At 73.3% G+C, this 12,433-nt stretch carries 15 protein-coding genes; 8 read left to right on the plus strand and 7 right to left on the minus strand.

The window, feature by feature from the left end; genetic code table 11:
• Positions 1-7: 7 nt before the first annotated feature.
• The gene (gene alr / locus KAK07_RS06860) at positions 8-1,120 is read right to left on the minus strand and encodes an alanine racemase (RefSeq protein ID WP_210851310.1); all 1,113 of its coding nucleotides are present in this window, start codon (positions 1,118-1,120) and stop codon (positions 8-10) included.
• Positions 1,121-1,323: 203 nt separating this feature from the next.
• Here alr and KAK07_RS06865 point away from each other — a divergent pair, with 203 nt between their 5' ends.
• From KAK07_RS06865 to egtD, 4 genes are read left to right on the plus strand one after another with little or no spacing between them, the layout of a single operon-like run.
• Positions 1,324-1,938, plus strand: a complete 615-nt coding sequence (locus KAK07_RS06865) for a DedA family protein (RefSeq protein ID WP_210851312.1) — start codon at positions 1,324-1,326, stop codon at positions 1,936-1,938.
• A 2-nt stretch (positions 1,939-1,940) separates the two neighbouring features.
• Entirely contained in the window at positions 1,941-2,801 is an 861-nt protein-coding gene (locus KAK07_RS06870; RefSeq protein WP_310738434.1) for a DMT family transporter, read from the plus strand.
• Positions 2,802-2,853: 52 nt separating this feature from the next.
• Positions 2,854-3,333, plus strand: a complete 480-nt coding sequence (locus KAK07_RS06875) for a glutathione peroxidase (RefSeq protein WP_210851316.1) — start codon at positions 2,854-2,856, stop codon at positions 3,331-3,333.
• 29 nt (positions 3,334-3,362) lie between these two features.
• Complete coding sequence (gene egtD, locus KAK07_RS06880; RefSeq protein WP_210859781.1) at positions 3,363-4,328, plus strand: L-histidine N(alpha)-methyltransferase; 966 nt, start codon at positions 3,363-3,365, stop codon at positions 4,326-4,328.
• On the opposite strand, the gene KAK07_RS06885 is transcribed toward egtD, so the two are convergent.
• Both KAK07_RS06885 and KAK07_RS06890 read right to left on the minus strand, forming a co-directional pair.
• Positions 4,329-5,054, minus strand: coding sequence for a cytochrome c biogenesis CcdA family protein (locus KAK07_RS06885; RefSeq protein WP_210859782.1), 726 nt, complete (start codon positions 5,052-5,054; stop codon positions 4,329-4,331).
• 10 nt (positions 5,055-5,064) lie between these two features.
• Positions 5,065-5,457, minus strand: coding sequence for a thioredoxin family protein (locus KAK07_RS06890; protein ID WP_247664255.1), 393 nt, complete (start codon positions 5,455-5,457; stop codon positions 5,065-5,067).
• Between the two features lie 140 nt (positions 5,458-5,597).
• Here KAK07_RS06890 and egtB point away from each other — a divergent pair, with 140 nt between their 5' ends.
• Positions 5,598-6,908 (plus strand): ergothioneine biosynthesis protein EgtB, encoded by a 1,311-nt coding sequence (gene egtB / locus KAK07_RS06895; protein ID WP_210859784.1) that lies wholly within the window; start codon positions 5,598-5,600, stop codon positions 6,906-6,908.
• A gap of 23 nt (positions 6,909-6,931) precedes the next feature.
• On the plus strand, positions 6,932-7,996 hold the full coding sequence (gene selD, locus KAK07_RS06900; RefSeq protein WP_210859786.1) for a selenide, water dikinase SelD: 1,065 nt from the start codon (positions 6,932-6,934) through the stop codon (positions 7,994-7,996).
• On the opposite strand, the gene KAK07_RS06905 is transcribed toward selD, so the two are convergent.
• Both KAK07_RS06905 and KAK07_RS06910 read right to left on the minus strand, forming a co-directional pair.
• Positions 7,986-8,909, minus strand: a complete 924-nt coding sequence (locus tag KAK07_RS06905) for an alpha/beta hydrolase (protein ID WP_210859788.1) — start codon at positions 8,907-8,909, stop codon at positions 7,986-7,988. The genes selD and KAK07_RS06905 overlap by 11 nt on opposite strands.
• A 7-nt stretch (positions 8,910-8,916) precedes the next feature.
• Positions 8,917-9,567, minus strand: coding sequence for a Crp/Fnr family transcriptional regulator (locus KAK07_RS06910; RefSeq protein ID WP_210859791.1), 651 nt, complete (start codon positions 9,565-9,567; stop codon positions 8,917-8,919).
• A 61-nt stretch (positions 9,568-9,628) separates the two neighbouring features.
• Here KAK07_RS06910 and KAK07_RS06915 point away from each other — a divergent pair, with 61 nt between their 5' ends.
• Together KAK07_RS06915 and KAK07_RS06920 are read left to right on the plus strand one after the other, a co-directional pair.
• Entirely contained in the window at positions 9,629-10,795 is a 1,167-nt protein-coding gene (locus KAK07_RS06915; protein WP_210859793.1) for a DUF2332 domain-containing protein, read from the plus strand.
• A complete protein-coding gene (locus KAK07_RS06920) occupies positions 10,792-11,277 on the plus strand; it encodes a TlpA family protein disulfide reductase (protein ID WP_210859794.1) in 486 nt (161 codons plus the stop codon). The genes KAK07_RS06915 and KAK07_RS06920 overlap by 4 nt, the downstream gene beginning before the upstream one ends.
• Here the strand turns inward: KAK07_RS06920 and KAK07_RS06925 are convergent, their stop codons facing one another.
• Both KAK07_RS06925 and KAK07_RS06930 read right to left on the minus strand, forming a co-directional pair.
• The gene (locus KAK07_RS06925) at positions 11,278-11,646 is read right to left on the minus strand and encodes a VOC family protein (RefSeq protein ID WP_210859795.1); all 369 of its coding nucleotides are present in this window, start codon (positions 11,644-11,646) and stop codon (positions 11,278-11,280) included.
• A gap of 43 nt (positions 11,647-11,689) precedes the next feature.
• Positions 11,690-12,385: a helix-turn-helix transcriptional regulator gene (locus tag KAK07_RS06930; protein WP_210859796.1), complete on the minus strand. Its 696-nt coding sequence runs from the start codon at positions 12,383-12,385 to the stop codon at positions 11,690-11,692.
• Positions 12,386-12,433 lie beyond the last annotated feature (48 nt).

Here is a 12,433-nt window from a genome sequence, read left to right on the forward strand (position 1 = left end):
GCGCGCCTCAGAGCGGCTCGGCGTGGATCGGCACGCGCGGCGCGACTGCGCACATCAGCTCGTAGCCGATGGTGCCGGCGGCGCGCGCCACCTCGTCGATGTCCAGCCGCGTGCCGCGCGGGCCCTGGCCCCACAGCGTCACTTCGCTGCCGAGCTGCGCCGCCGGCACCGGCTCCAGGTCCACCGCCAGCATGTCCATCGACACCCGGCCGATGCTGCGGGTGCGCAGCCCGTCGACCAGCACCGGCGTGCCGGTGCCGGCATGGCGCGGGTAGCCGTCGGCGTAGCCGCAGGCGACGATGCCGATGCGCATCGGCACCTCGGCGGTGAAGGCGCTGCCGTAGCCCACCGTGTCGCCCGGCTGCAGGTGCTGGATGCCGATCAGGCGCGAGCGCAGCGTCATCGCCGGCTGCAGGCGCCAGTGGGCGGCGTCGTGCTCGGGGTAATCGGGCACGCCGCCGTAGCTCATGATGCCGGCGCGCACCCAGTCGGCGCGCACGCCGGCACGTTCCAGGTGGCGCAGCGTGGCGGCGCTGTTGGCCAGGCTGCGCTCGCCGGGCAGGTCATGGGTGGCCTCGTCCCAGGCGGCCAGCTGGTGGGCGATGCCGTCGCCGCCGTGGCGGCTGGCATCGGCGTCCGAGAAGTGGGTCATCAGCGAGACCTCGTCCACCTGCGGCAGCGCATTCAGGCGCGCCCAGGCGGCGCGGAAGGCGCGCGGCGTGAAGCCCAGGCGGTTCATGCCGCTGTTGAGCTTCAGGAACACCCGGTGCGGCTGGTGGGTCTTGTGCGCGGCCAGCCAGTCGATCTGCTGCTCGCAGTGCACCGCATGCCACAGGTTCAGGCGCGAGCACAGCTCCAGGTCGCGCGGCTCGAACACGCCTTCAAGCAGCAGGATCGGACCGCGCCAGTCCAGCGCGCGCAGGCGCTCGGCCTCGGCCAGATCCAGCAGCGCGAAACCGTCGGCTGCGCGCAGGCCCTCGAAGGCGCGCTCGATGCCGTGGCCGTAGGCATTGGCCTTGACCACCGCCCAGACGCGGGCATCGCCGGCCTGTTCGCGGGCACGGGCCAGGTTGTGGGCCAGGGCGGCGGTGTGGACGAGGGCTTCGATCGGGCGGGGCATGGCCGGGCGGGGAAAAAGGGTGTCGGGACAGGGGGGCGCCGGGCAGTGTGCCAGAGGGTGGGGCGTGAATTCCTCGGTTCGGTGCGGGTCTGGCGCACCCGGCTGGTGCCCCGGCTGGGGTAAATTCGCGGTTTCCGGCCCGCCTGCCGGGCCGCTGGCCGTCTTGCAGCGGCCGCCCGTGCGGGGTCGACGCCACCGCCGCCATGGACGTCTTCAACGCGCTGCTTCCCCTCTTCACCGAATACGGCTACCTGGCGGTTTTCACCATGCTGCTGATCTGCGGCTTCGGTGTTCCCGTGCCTGAGGACGTGACCCTGGTGACCGGCGGCGTGATCGCCGGCCTGGGCTATGCCGACCCCCACACGATGTTCGCGGTGGGCATGGCCGGCGTGCTGATCGGCGACGGCCTGGTCTTCACCGTCGGCCGCTTCCAGGGCGCCAAGGTGATGCGCTGGCCCTTCTTCCGCCGCGTGCTGACGCCCGAGCGCTTCGAGCTGGCGCAGCGCGCCTTCGCCAAGTACGGCCGCTGGGTGATGTTCGTCGCCCGCTTCCTGCCCGGGCTGCGCACGCCGGTGTTCTTCACCGCCGGCATGAGCCACCGCGTGGGCTTCGGCACCTGGTTCCTGATGGACGGCCTGGCCGCGCTGATCAGCGTGCCGATCTGGGTCTACCTGGGCTATTTCGGGGCGCGCAACTGGGACTGGATGTGGCGCATGGTGCACAACTTCCAGTACGGCATCTTCGGTCTGCTGGGCGTGGTGCTCGTGGTCGTGGGCGTGGTCTGGTGGCGCCGCCGCCAGCGCGAGCGGCAGCTCTGACAGTGCCGCACGGTGCGCTCCAGCCCGCCGCCGTCGGCGGGCTGCTGTTCAATGCCATGACCTGGGGCCTGTCGTGGTGGCCGATGCGCCAGCTGCACGACGCCGGTCTGCACCCGCTGTGGGCCACGGCCATCATCTTTGCCGTCGCGTCGGCGGCGATCAGCTGGCGCAGCCCCGGGGCCTGGCGCGAGCTGGCCGGCTCGCCGCCGCTGTGGGGCATCCTGCTGGCGGCCGGCACCACCAACGCCAGCTTCAACTGGGGCGTCACCGCGGGCGACGTGGTGCGGGTGATCCTGCTGTTCTACGTGATGCCGCTGTGGGCGGTGGTGCTGGCGCGCCTGGTGCTGCATGAGCCGATCACGCGCAGCGCGGTGCTGCGCGTGGCCCTGGGGCTGGCCGGCGCGGCCACCGTGCTGTGGCCCACCGAGCCCGGCCGCGCGCTGGCGGTGGCGCCGGTCGACCTGCTGGGTCTGCTGGGCGGCTTCAGTTTCGCGGTCAACAACATCCTGCTGCGGCGCGAGGCGCACCGCAGCGGCGGCGGCCGCGGCCTGGCGATGTTCGTCGGCGGCTGCCTGGTCTCCACCGTGCTGGCGCTGACGCTGCAGGCCCCGCCGCCGCCGCCGCCGGGCCCCTGGCTGGCCGGTGCGGTGGCGATGGGCGGGGTCTTCCTGGCCAGCAACCTCGCGCTGCAGTACGGCGTGTCGCGCCTGAAGGCCAACGTGACCGCGGTGATCATGCTGACCGAGGTGCTGTGGGCCAGCGGCTCGGCGCTGCTGCTGGGCGCCGGCGTGCTGACGCCGCAACTGCTGATCGGCGGTGGCCTGATCCTGGGCGCTGCGGCGCTGGCGGCGCTGCGGCCCTGACGGGGATTTGGCTTCGGCGCTAGCATCGGGGCCCTGCCCTGCGGAGCGCGACATGCCCAGCCTCTACGACTTCGACGCCACCGACATCAACGGCAAGCCGGTGAAGCTGGCCGACTACCGCGGCCGCGTGCTGCTGATCGTCAACACCGCCAGCGCCTGCGGCTTCACGCCGCAGTTCAAGGGCCTGCAGGCGCTGTGGGAACGCTACGGCGAGCGGGGCCTGACGGTGCTGGGCTTTCCCAGCAACGAGTTCGGCGGTCAGGACCCGGGCAGCAATGACGAGATCTCGTCCTTCTGCGAGCTGAACTACGGTGTCAGCTTCCCGATGATGGCCAAGGTCGAGGTCAACGGCAGCGGCGCGCACCCGCTGTGGCAGTACCTGAAGAAGGCCAAGCCCGGTCTGCTGGGCAGCGAGGCCATCAAGTGGAACTTCACCAAGTTCCTGATCGGCCGGGACGGCGCGGTGCTGGCGCGCTACGCGCCGCAGGACACGCCCGAGAAGATCGCCACCGACATCGAAGCGGCGCTCTGAGCGGACCGCCCGGACAGCGACTCGGCCCGATGAGCCCGCTGTTCCTGGAGCTGCACCGGATCGATCCCGGCGCACTGGCCCGCGAGGCCGCGCTGGGCCTGCTGGCGCAGCCGGCGGCGGTGTCGCCCAAGTTCTTCTACGACGCGCTGGGCTCGCGCCTCTTCGAGGCGATCACCGCGCTCGACGAGTACTACCCCACCCGCACCGAGGCGGCGATCTTCGAGCGCCACGGCGCCGCGATCGCGGCGGCGGTGCACGCGCGCCTGGGCCCGCGGCCGGTGATCATCGAGCCCGGCGCCGGCAGCTGCCGCAAGGCCGCGTCGCTGTTCGGGGTGCTGCGGCCGCGGCGCTTTGTGGCGCTGGACATCTCGGTCGACTACCTGCGCGAGGCGCTGCGGGCGCTGCAGCCGGCCCACCCGGCGCTGGCACTGGTGGGCGTGGGCCTGGACTTCTCGGCCCGCCTGGCGCTGCCGCCCGAGGCGCTGGGGCCCGATGCCGGGCCGTCGCTGGTCTTCTACCCAGGATCGAGCATCGGCAACTTCGCGCCCGAGCAGGCGCTGCGCCTGCTGCGCGAGGCGCGTGCGCTCAGCCAGGGCGGGGCGCTGCTGATCGGTGTCGACCGCGTCAAGGCCATCCCGGTGCTGGAAGCGGCCTACGACGACGCGCTGGGCGTGACCGCGGCCTTCAACCTGAACCTGCTGCGCCACCTGAACCGGGTGCTGGACAGCAACTTCCGGCTGGACGACTGGCGCCACGTGGCCTTCTACGACGCGGCCGCCTCGCGCATCGAGATGCACCTCGAGGCCCGCCTCGCCACCACCGTGCACTGGCCCGGCGGCGAGCGCCGCTTCGCCGCCGGCGAGCGCCTGCTGACCGAGCATTCCTACAAGTGGACGCCCGAGGCGTTCGACGCGCTGCTGCACGACGCGGGCTACCGCAGCTGCCAGCACTGGAGCGACGACGCAGGCTGGTTCTCGGTGGTGCTGGCGGCTTGATCAGAACAGCGTCGTCAGCGCCAGCCAGCCCTCGGGCAACCAGGCGTTGACGCGGGCTTCCAGCCACTTGTCGCCGCCGGTCAGGATCAGCACGCCCATGCCGCCCAGCAGCAGTGCAAAGGCGTTCTTGACCAGGCCGATGCGCCCCAGCACCCAGCCGCGCACGCGCTGGAAGCCGGCCCGCGAGGCATAAGCCACCGCCACCAGCGGGATCGCCGCCCCCAGGCCGAAGGCACCCAGGATCAGGCCGCCGCGCGCCACACCGCCCTCGCTGGCCACCAGCGTCAGCGCCGAGGCCAGCAGCGGGCCGGAGCAGGGGCTCCAGACCAGGCCCAGCACGGCGCCCAGGCCGAAGGCGCTGGCCAGCGAGCCGCCCGACAGGCGCGATGAAGCCGCATTGGCGCCACTGGCCAGCGGCGCCATCAGCTGCGTGAAGCGCTCGTTCCAGGCGGGGATCAGCATCACCAGCGCGAAGCCGATCAGCAGCCAGGCGCCGGCCACCCGCACCACATCGCCATCCAGGCCCAGGGCCGGGCCCGCGGCGCCCAGCAGCATGCCGATGCCGGCAAAGGCGCTGGCCATGCCCAGGCCCAGCGCCACCGGCGCCAGCCGACTGGCCTGCAGCGCGCCGCCCAGCACCAAGGGCAGCAGCGGAAACACGCAGGGACTGAGCGTGGTCAGGCTGCCGGCGGCCAGGCTCAGGCCGAGTTCGGGAAACGACACCATTGCTGGCCGATCAGAGGGCTGCCTGCAGCGCGGCGCGGATCTTGTCGGGCGCGGTCTCGCCGGCGATGCGGGCCTTCTCTGTGGTGCCGCGGTAGACGATGACGGTGGACTGGGTGCGCACCTGCAAGGCTTTGCGCAGGTCCTTCTCGTTGTCGTAGTCGACGACCAGCACGGTCAGCTTCAGCGCCGGGTCGGCCTTCAACTGGTTCAGCACCGTGGTCTGCTGGCGGCAGGTCGGGCACCAGTCGGCATGGAAGTGCAGGGCGACCGGCTGGCCGGCCTGCTGGGCGGCGGCCAGGGCCTGGGCGGTGTAGGGCAGGGTCTCCAGCGCCTGGGCCAGCGGGGCCAGGGTGGACAGGGCGGCAGCGAACAGGCTGCCCAGCAGCCAGCGGCGGTTCATCATGGGGGCTCCTTCGATCGGTGGACACAGCACCGGCCGACGGCCGGTGATCCCCCTCTGTCGCACGAGCGGGGCGATTCCTTACAGCTGGGCGAGGCGCTTCGGTGATACTGGCCGCCGATCGAGCTTCCACCGGGCCGAGCGTGCCGCCGCTGTCCACCGAACCGCCATCCCCCGCCGACGCGGCCGCGCTGCTGCAGCGCCTGCGCGCCGTGCGCGCGCAGACCGAGGCGCTGGCCGCGCCGCTCAGCGAGGCCGATGCGCAGGCGCAGAGCATGCCCGACGCCAGCCCGGCCAAGTGGCACCTGGCCCACACCACCTGGTTCTTCGAGACCCTGGTGCTGGAAGCCGCCGAGCCCGGCTTCCGGCCCCACCACCCGGCCTTCCGCGTGCTGTTCAACAGCTACTACCAGGCCATCGGCCCGCAGCATGCGCGCGCCGAGCGCGGCCTGATCACCCGCCCCGGGCTGGCCGAGGTGCGGGCCTACCGCGCGGCGGTGGACGAGCGCCTGGCGCGGCTGCTGCAGCAGCAGCCCGAGCGCGTCAGCGCCGGCCTGGTCGAGCTGGGCCTGCACCACGAACAGCAGCACCAGGAGCTGCTGCTGACCGACCTGAAGCACCTGCTGTCGGCCAACCCGCTGCGCCCGGCCTACCGCGAAGCGCCGCCGCGGCCCGCGGCGGCGACCGAGCAGACGATGGGCTGGCTGGCCTGCGACGGCGGCCGGGTCGACATCGGCCACGACGGTGCCGGCTTCGGCTTCGACAACGAGGACCCGCGCCACCCGCACTGGCTGGCGCCGCATGCGCTGGCCGACCGCCTGGTCAGCGTGGCCGAGTTCGCCGACTTCATCGCCGTCGGCGGCTACCGCAGCCCGCGCTGGTGGCTGTCCGACGGCTGGGCCTGGGTGCAGCGCAGCGGTGCGGTGGCGCCGCTGTACTGGGAGGGCCCGACGCCCGGTGACGGCCTGTTCACGCTGCATGGCGTGCAGACGCCCGACCCGGCCGAACCGGTGCTGCACCTGAACCTCTACGAGGCCGATGCCTACACCCGCTGGGCCGCCGCGCAGAGCGGCCTGCCGCTGCGCCTGCCCACCGAGCAGGAGTGGGAGCACGCCGCGCGCCGCCTGCACGCCGACCCCCAACGCCGCGCGCTGCGCGACCCCGCCACGCAATGGCTGCATGCCAGCGCGCCTGAGGCCGGCAGCGGCCTGCGCCAGGCCTTCGGCGAGGCCTGGCAATGGACCGCCAGCGCCTACGCCGCCTACCCCGGCTACCGGCCCTGGGGCGGCGCGGTGGGTGAGTACAACGGCAAGTTCATGGCCAACCAGTCGGTGCTGCGCGGCGCCTCGTTCGCCACGCCAGGGGGCCATGGCCGCGCCAGCTACCGCAACTTCTTCCCGGCCGAGGCGCGCTGGCAGTTCACCGGCCTGCGGCTGGCGCGCGACCTGTGCTGACGCCCATCCGGGACAATCGCGCGATGACCGACCTGTTGCCGACCTCCCTGGACGAACCCCGCCTGACCTCGCTCTCCCACGGCGGCGGTTGCGGCTGCAAGATCGCCCCGGGCGTGCTGTCCGAGATCCTGCGCGGCACCGCCGCGATGCCGCTGCCGCCGGAGTTGCTGGTGGGCATCGAGACCTCGGACGACGCGGCGGTCTACCGCCTCAACGACGAGCAGGCGCTGATTGCCACCACCGATTTCTTCATGCCCATCGTCGACGACCCGTTCGACTTCGGCCGCATCGCCGCCACCAACGCGATCAGCGATGTCTACGCCATGGGCGGCCGGCCGATCCTGGCGCTGGCGCTGGTGGGCATGCCGATCGGCCGGCTCAGCACCGCCACCATCGGCCGCATCCTGGAGGGCGGCGCCAGCGTCTGCCGTGCCGCGGGCATTCCGGTGGCCGGCGGCCACACGATCGACTCGGTCGAGGCCATCTACGGCCTGGTGGCGCTGGGCCTGGTGCACCCGGCGCGCGTCAAGCGCAACGCCGACGCGCGCGAGGGTGACCTGCTGGTGCTGGGCAAGCCGCTGGGCGTGGGCGTGATGAGCGCGGCGCTGAAGAAGGGCGCGCTCGACGCCGAGGGCTACGCCCGCATGATCGCCAGCACCACCGCGCTGAACACCCCGGGCCCCGACCTGGCGCAGATCGACGGCGTGCACGCGATCACCGACGTCACCGGCTTCGGCCTGGCCGGCCATGGACTGGAGATGGCGCGCGGCGCCGGCCTGCAGGCGCAGATCGACTGGCGTGCGGTGCCGCTGCTCCCGGGCGTGCGCGCACTGGCCGAGCAGGGCTTCGTCACCGGGGCCTCCGGTCGCAACTGGGCCGGCTACGGCGCCGAGGTGAGCCTGCCCGCCGGTTTCGCCGACGTGGACCGTGCGCTGCTGACCGACCCGCAGACCAGCGGCGGCCTGCTGGTGGCCTGCGCCCCGCAGGCGCTGGACGCGGTGCAGGCGGTGTTCGCCCGCCACGGCTTTGCGCAGGCCGCGGTGGTGGGCCGGATGGCGGCCGGGCAGGGCCTGGCGCTCAGCGCCTGAACAGGAAGCTCAGCGGGATGTGCACCCGCTCGGCCCAGGCGGTTTCGTTGTGGCCGGTGCCGGGGAAGACGCGGCTCAGGTAGTGGGCATCGGTGTAGCCGCGCGCGCGCACCAGCGCATCCACCGGCGGCTGGTAGGGCGGGTACAGCGCGTCCAGCTCGGTCGTGCCGTGGTCCTGGTACAGCCGGTGCGTGGCCGGGTCGGGCAGGTGCTCGCGCAGGTAGGCGCGGCCCGCAGCGGGAAGGTCCTCGTTGGGCTGGAAGATGCCGATCCAGTGGGTGGACAGGCCTGCCGCTGCGCCGAAGACCTGCGGGTACTCGCACAGCGCGTAGACCGAGATCAGCCCGCCCATGCTGGAGCCCATCACCGCGGTGTGGGCGGGGCCGGTATGGGTGGCGTAGCGCGTGTCGATCAGCGGCTTGAGCTCCTCAACCAGGAAGCGCAGGTAGGCGTCGGACTGCGGCTGGCCGTGCAGTGCCTCGGCGACCAGGCGGGTGCGGACGTCCTCAGGCAGGTGCGGCAGGAACTTCTGCGGCAGGTACTCGCTGTGGCGCCAGCGGCCGTTGTTCCACACCGCCACCAGGATCACCGGCGGCATCTGGCCCTCGGCCACCAGACGGGTGACGGCGCGGTCGATCGCCCAGGCCTGGTGGTTCCAGGTGGTGGCGGCGTCGAACTGCATCTGGCCGTCGTGCAGGTAGAGCACCGCGAAGCGCTCACCGCGGGCGACACGGGCGTCGTAGTCGTCGGGCAGCCAGACGTCGACCGGGCGCGCATCCACGTGGCGCGAGGCAATGGTGGGCAGGCGCTCCAGCCGGCCGTGGCTGGGGCGGGGCAGGGCGGGTGCAGGGACAGGCTGGGCCAGGGCGGGCAGGCTCATCGCGAGCAGGCTGGTGAGGAAGTGGCGGCGCATGGGGCGGTCAGTCGGGCAGCAGCCAGAGCGTGCCATAGCGGCGCTGAACGCGGCCCTGGGATTCCAACTGAGACAGCAGGGTGTTGACGCGCTGGCGCGAAAGCCCGGCCAGCTCGGCCAGCGCCTGCTGGGTGGTGCGCAGCGGCACCGCGCCGTGCCCGTCGGGGGCGGGCGCCTGCTCGCGGCGCAGCTGGGCCAGGGCCAGCGTCAGCCGCTCCATGCCGCCCTGCAGCCGGGCGGCGGCGAGCTGCTGCACCGTGCCGTCATGGCGCCGCGCGAATTCGCGCAGGAGTGCGCGGCCGAAGCCGGGCACGCCGTCCATCAGCAGCGTGTAGGCGGCGGCGTCGATGCACAGCAGCCGCGTGGCTGCGGCGGCCACCGCCTCGTAGCTGGACGGCGCGCCGGTGGCCAGGCTGGTCAGGCCGAAGAGCTGGCCGGCCCCGACATGCTCGATCACCGACACCCCGCCATCCGCCGCCAGCAGGCGGATCTCCAGCGCCCCCGACAGCACGCCGTACAGCGGGTGGCCGCTGGCGCCCTGCGGCACGATCACCGCGCCGCGCGCCACCCGGCGGCTGCGCAGCAGCGGCGCCAGCGCGGCCGGCCAGCGCAGGCCGGGGAAGTGGCTGTCCAGGAAGCGGCGGGCGTCGTCGTCCATCGTGCTCAATTGTCCAACGTTGGACAATCTGGTGGGACGCTGGCCGCTAGCCTTGTGAACCATGCACGACGACGACCTCCACCGCCCCCTGGCTGACCACCCCGACGCCGCGCTGTACGAGCGCTGCGGCTTCGACGAATTCCAGGAAGAGCCGCTGTACCAGCAGCTGTGCCGACGTGTGGCGCGCCGGCCCGCGCTGCTCGCGCTGCATGACGCTGCGCCACCCACCCAGCGCCGCGCCACGCTGCTGCTGGCGGCGCTGCACGAGCGCGTGCTGGCCGACGGTCGGCCGCAGGGCCTGGGCGCCTGGTACGCCAGTGTGGGCGGCACCCGTGCGCCCGATGACCCGGCGCTGGGCGCGGCGCTCGATGTCTTTGTGCGGCAGCACCACCACGCGCTGACCGACACCCTGGCGCGCCGCCACACGCAGACCAACGAGGTCGGCCGCTGCAGCGTGCTGTGGCCGGCCCTGGCGCAGGTGGCGGCGCTCAGCGGCCGCACGCGGCTGGCGCTGTTCGACTTCGGCTGCAGCGCCGGCCTGAACCTGCAGGTCGATGCCTGCCACATCCGCTACCAGGGCGTCGACGGCGTGCACGAGTGCGGCAGCACCGCCGACGGCGTGCTGCGCCTGGATGCCCGCCACCACGGCCCCGTGCCGCCCACTGCGCCGGCCTGGCAGCTCGACGCCCGCCTGGGCGTGGACCTGCAGCCGGTGGACCTGGCCGACCCCCACGCGCTGCGCTGGCTGCGCGCCTGCCTGTGGCCGCGCGACCGCGACCGCGACACCCGCCTGCAGGCCGCCGCCGCACTGGCGCGGCGGCGGCCGTTCCCGGTTGAGCGCTGCGACGACGGCCTGGCCCGGCTGACCCGCTGGCTGGACACGCTGCCGCCCGGCGTGCAGCCGGTGCTGCTGCACAGCTGGGTGCTGGCCTACTTCGACGCCCCGGCACTGGCCCGCTTTGCGGCGCAGGCCGAGGCGCTGGTTCGCCAGCGCGGCCTGGCCTGGCTGTCGGCCGAGGATGCGCGCTGCACGCAGGCGCTGGGCGGCATCACGCTGCCCACCGACCCGGTGCCCGGCGAGGCCCGCGCCGACCCGGCGGCGCAGACTTTCTGGCGCCTGCGCTGGGGCCTGCAGACGGCGTTGCTGGCGCGCAGCCATCCGCATGGCGCGTGGCTGCAGTGGTGGGCGGTCAACCCGCCCGCCAGCCAGGCCGTTGGCCCTGGATGACAATCACACGCAGGGCGTCGCTGGCCACCCTGGCCAGCCTGGGTGCCGTGTCCGCGCAGGCGGGCCTGGTGGACTGGTTCAACGGCGTGCGTGTCGATGCGCGCATCGACCTGCCGCCGCTGGACTGGTTGGCGGCGCCGCCTCCGCCCGGCGGCACGATGACGCTGTGGTACTTCTGGGCCACATGGTGCGAGCCCTGCCGTCAGACGCTGCCGCTGCTCAACACCTGGCTGACGCGCTACCCGGCGCTGCGCATCGTTGCGGTGACCGACGAGCCGGTGGCCACCGTACGCAGCTTCGCCGAACGCGTGCCGCTGCAGATGGCGGTGGCGCTGGACCCGCAGCGCGCCCTGCTGGGCCCGCTGGGCATCCGCGCGCTGCCTTACGCGATGCTGCTGGATCGCGGCCAGGTGGTGCGCTGGAAGGGCCAGCCCAAGGAGCTGGAGCCGGCGCAGTTGCACGCCTGGCTCGCCCAGGGCTGATCAGGCCTCGTGCGGCGCAAACGCGCGCAGCCGGTGCCCATCCGGGTCGGCCACGGTGCAGGTGTGGCCGAAGTCCATGTCGGTGGGCGGCTGCAGCACCTGCAGGCCCTGCGCGGCCCACTGGGCGTGCAGCGCGTCCACCTCGGCGCGGCTGCCCAGCGTGATCGTCAGCTCGCTGCCACCGGGGGCGCCGGCGGCGGGCTGCACGTCGGGCGCCTTCCACAGGCCGATCTGCAGGCCGCCGGGCAGCACGAACATCGCGAAGCCGGGCGAGGCCTCGACCGGTAGCAGCGCGAGCCGCTCGCCCCACCAGTGGGCGCTGGCCAGCGGATCGGCGACATAGAGGATGGTGGTGCTCGGGTGGGTCATGGGGATCTCCGTTGAAGAGCCACCATGCTCGCGCCGGGCCGTGTCAGATTCCGTCAGCAGTGATGCCCTGCTCGGCGCGCCACTCGGCCAGCAGCGTGGCGCGGCGGCGCGGGTAGCGTTCGGTCAAGTCGTCCACGGTGCTGATGCGGTCGGTGCGGAAATGGCGCAGCGCGCCACGCAGCTCGCACCAGGCGACCAGCACCTGCACGCGGTCGAAGAAGCCCAGCGCCAGCGGCCAGACCACGCGCTGGCTGGTGTCGCCGTGGACATCGCGGTAGCCGATGCGCAGCCGGTGCTCGGCGCGGATCGCGCGGCGCAGCGTGGCCAGGGCCTCGGGGTCCTGCTCGGCGGGCGCGGCCGGGCCCACCAGCAGGCCGCTGTGCTCCACCGCCATGCGCCGCTCGGGCGGCAGCACGGCGCTGATCTTGGCCAGCGCGTCACGCGCGGCGGCGGCCAGTGCCGGATCGGCCCGGTCGGCCACCCAGCGGCAGCCCAGCACCAGGGCGTCCAGCTCATCGGCACCAAACATCAGCGGCGGCAGCAGGAAGCCGTCGCGCAGCTGGTAGCCCAGGCCGGGCGCGCCGTCGATGGCCGCACCCTGCGCCTGCAGCGTGGCGATGTCGCGGTACAGCGTGCGCAGGCTGATGCCCAGCTCGGCGGCGATGGCCAAGCCGGTCAGCGGGCGGCGGTGGCGGCGCAGCAGCTGCAGCAGATCCAGCAGGCGTGCGGCGCGGCTCATGGGCCGGAAACGGCGATGGGCGGAGTCATCCGCCCATCGTACGCATTC

The organism is Ideonella alba (assembly GCF_018069875.1).
In the GTDB taxonomy this organism is placed as follows: Bacteria; Pseudomonadota; Gammaproteobacteria; order Burkholderiales; family Burkholderiaceae_C; genus Ideonella; species Ideonella alba.

What these genes read in the sequence shown, in the direction of transcription:
- alr (WP_210851310.1), bottom strand. Translation starts at nt 1,120, where the DNA reads ATGCCCCGCCCGATCGAAGCCCTCGTCCACACCGCCGCCCTGGCCCAC.
- KAK07_RS06865 (WP_210851312.1), top strand. Translation starts at nt 1,324, where the DNA reads ATGGACGTCTTCAACGCGCTGCTTCCCCTCTTCACCGAATACGGCTAC.
- KAK07_RS06875 (WP_210851316.1), top strand. Translation starts at nt 2,854, where the DNA reads ATGCCCAGCCTCTACGACTTCGACGCCACCGACATCAACGGCAAGCCG.
- egtD (WP_210859781.1), top strand. Translation starts at nt 3,363, where the DNA reads ATGAGCCCGCTGTTCCTGGAGCTGCACCGGATCGATCCCGGCGCACTG.
- KAK07_RS06885 (WP_210859782.1), bottom strand. Translation starts at nt 5,054, where the DNA reads ATGGTGTCGTTTCCCGAACTCGGCCTGAGCCTGGCCGCCGGCAGCCTG.
- KAK07_RS06890 (WP_247664255.1), bottom strand. Translation starts at nt 5,457, where the DNA reads ATGATGAACCGCCGCTGGCTGCTGGGCAGCCTGTTCGCTGCCGCCCTG.
- selD (WP_210859786.1), top strand. Translation starts at nt 6,932, where the DNA reads ATGACCGACCTGTTGCCGACCTCCCTGGACGAACCCCGCCTGACCTCG.
- KAK07_RS06905 (WP_210859788.1), bottom strand. Translation starts at nt 8,909, where the DNA reads ATGCGCCGCCACTTCCTCACCAGCCTGCTCGCGATGAGCCTGCCCGCC.
- KAK07_RS06910 (WP_210859791.1), bottom strand. Translation starts at nt 9,567, where the DNA reads ATGGACGACGACGCCCGCCGCTTCCTGGACAGCCACTTCCCCGGCCTG.
- KAK07_RS06915 (WP_210859793.1), top strand. Translation starts at nt 9,629, where the DNA reads ATGCACGACGACGACCTCCACCGCCCCCTGGCTGACCACCCCGACGCC.
- KAK07_RS06920 (WP_210859794.1), top strand. Translation starts at nt 10,792, where the DNA reads ATGACAATCACACGCAGGGCGTCGCTGGCCACCCTGGCCAGCCTGGGT.
- KAK07_RS06925 (WP_210859795.1), bottom strand. Translation starts at nt 11,646, where the DNA reads ATGACCCACCCGAGCACCACCATCCTCTATGTCGCCGATCCGCTGGCC.
- KAK07_RS06930 (WP_210859796.1), bottom strand. Translation starts at nt 12,385, where the DNA reads ATGAGCCGCGCCGCACGCCTGCTGGATCTGCTGCAGCTGCTGCGCCGC.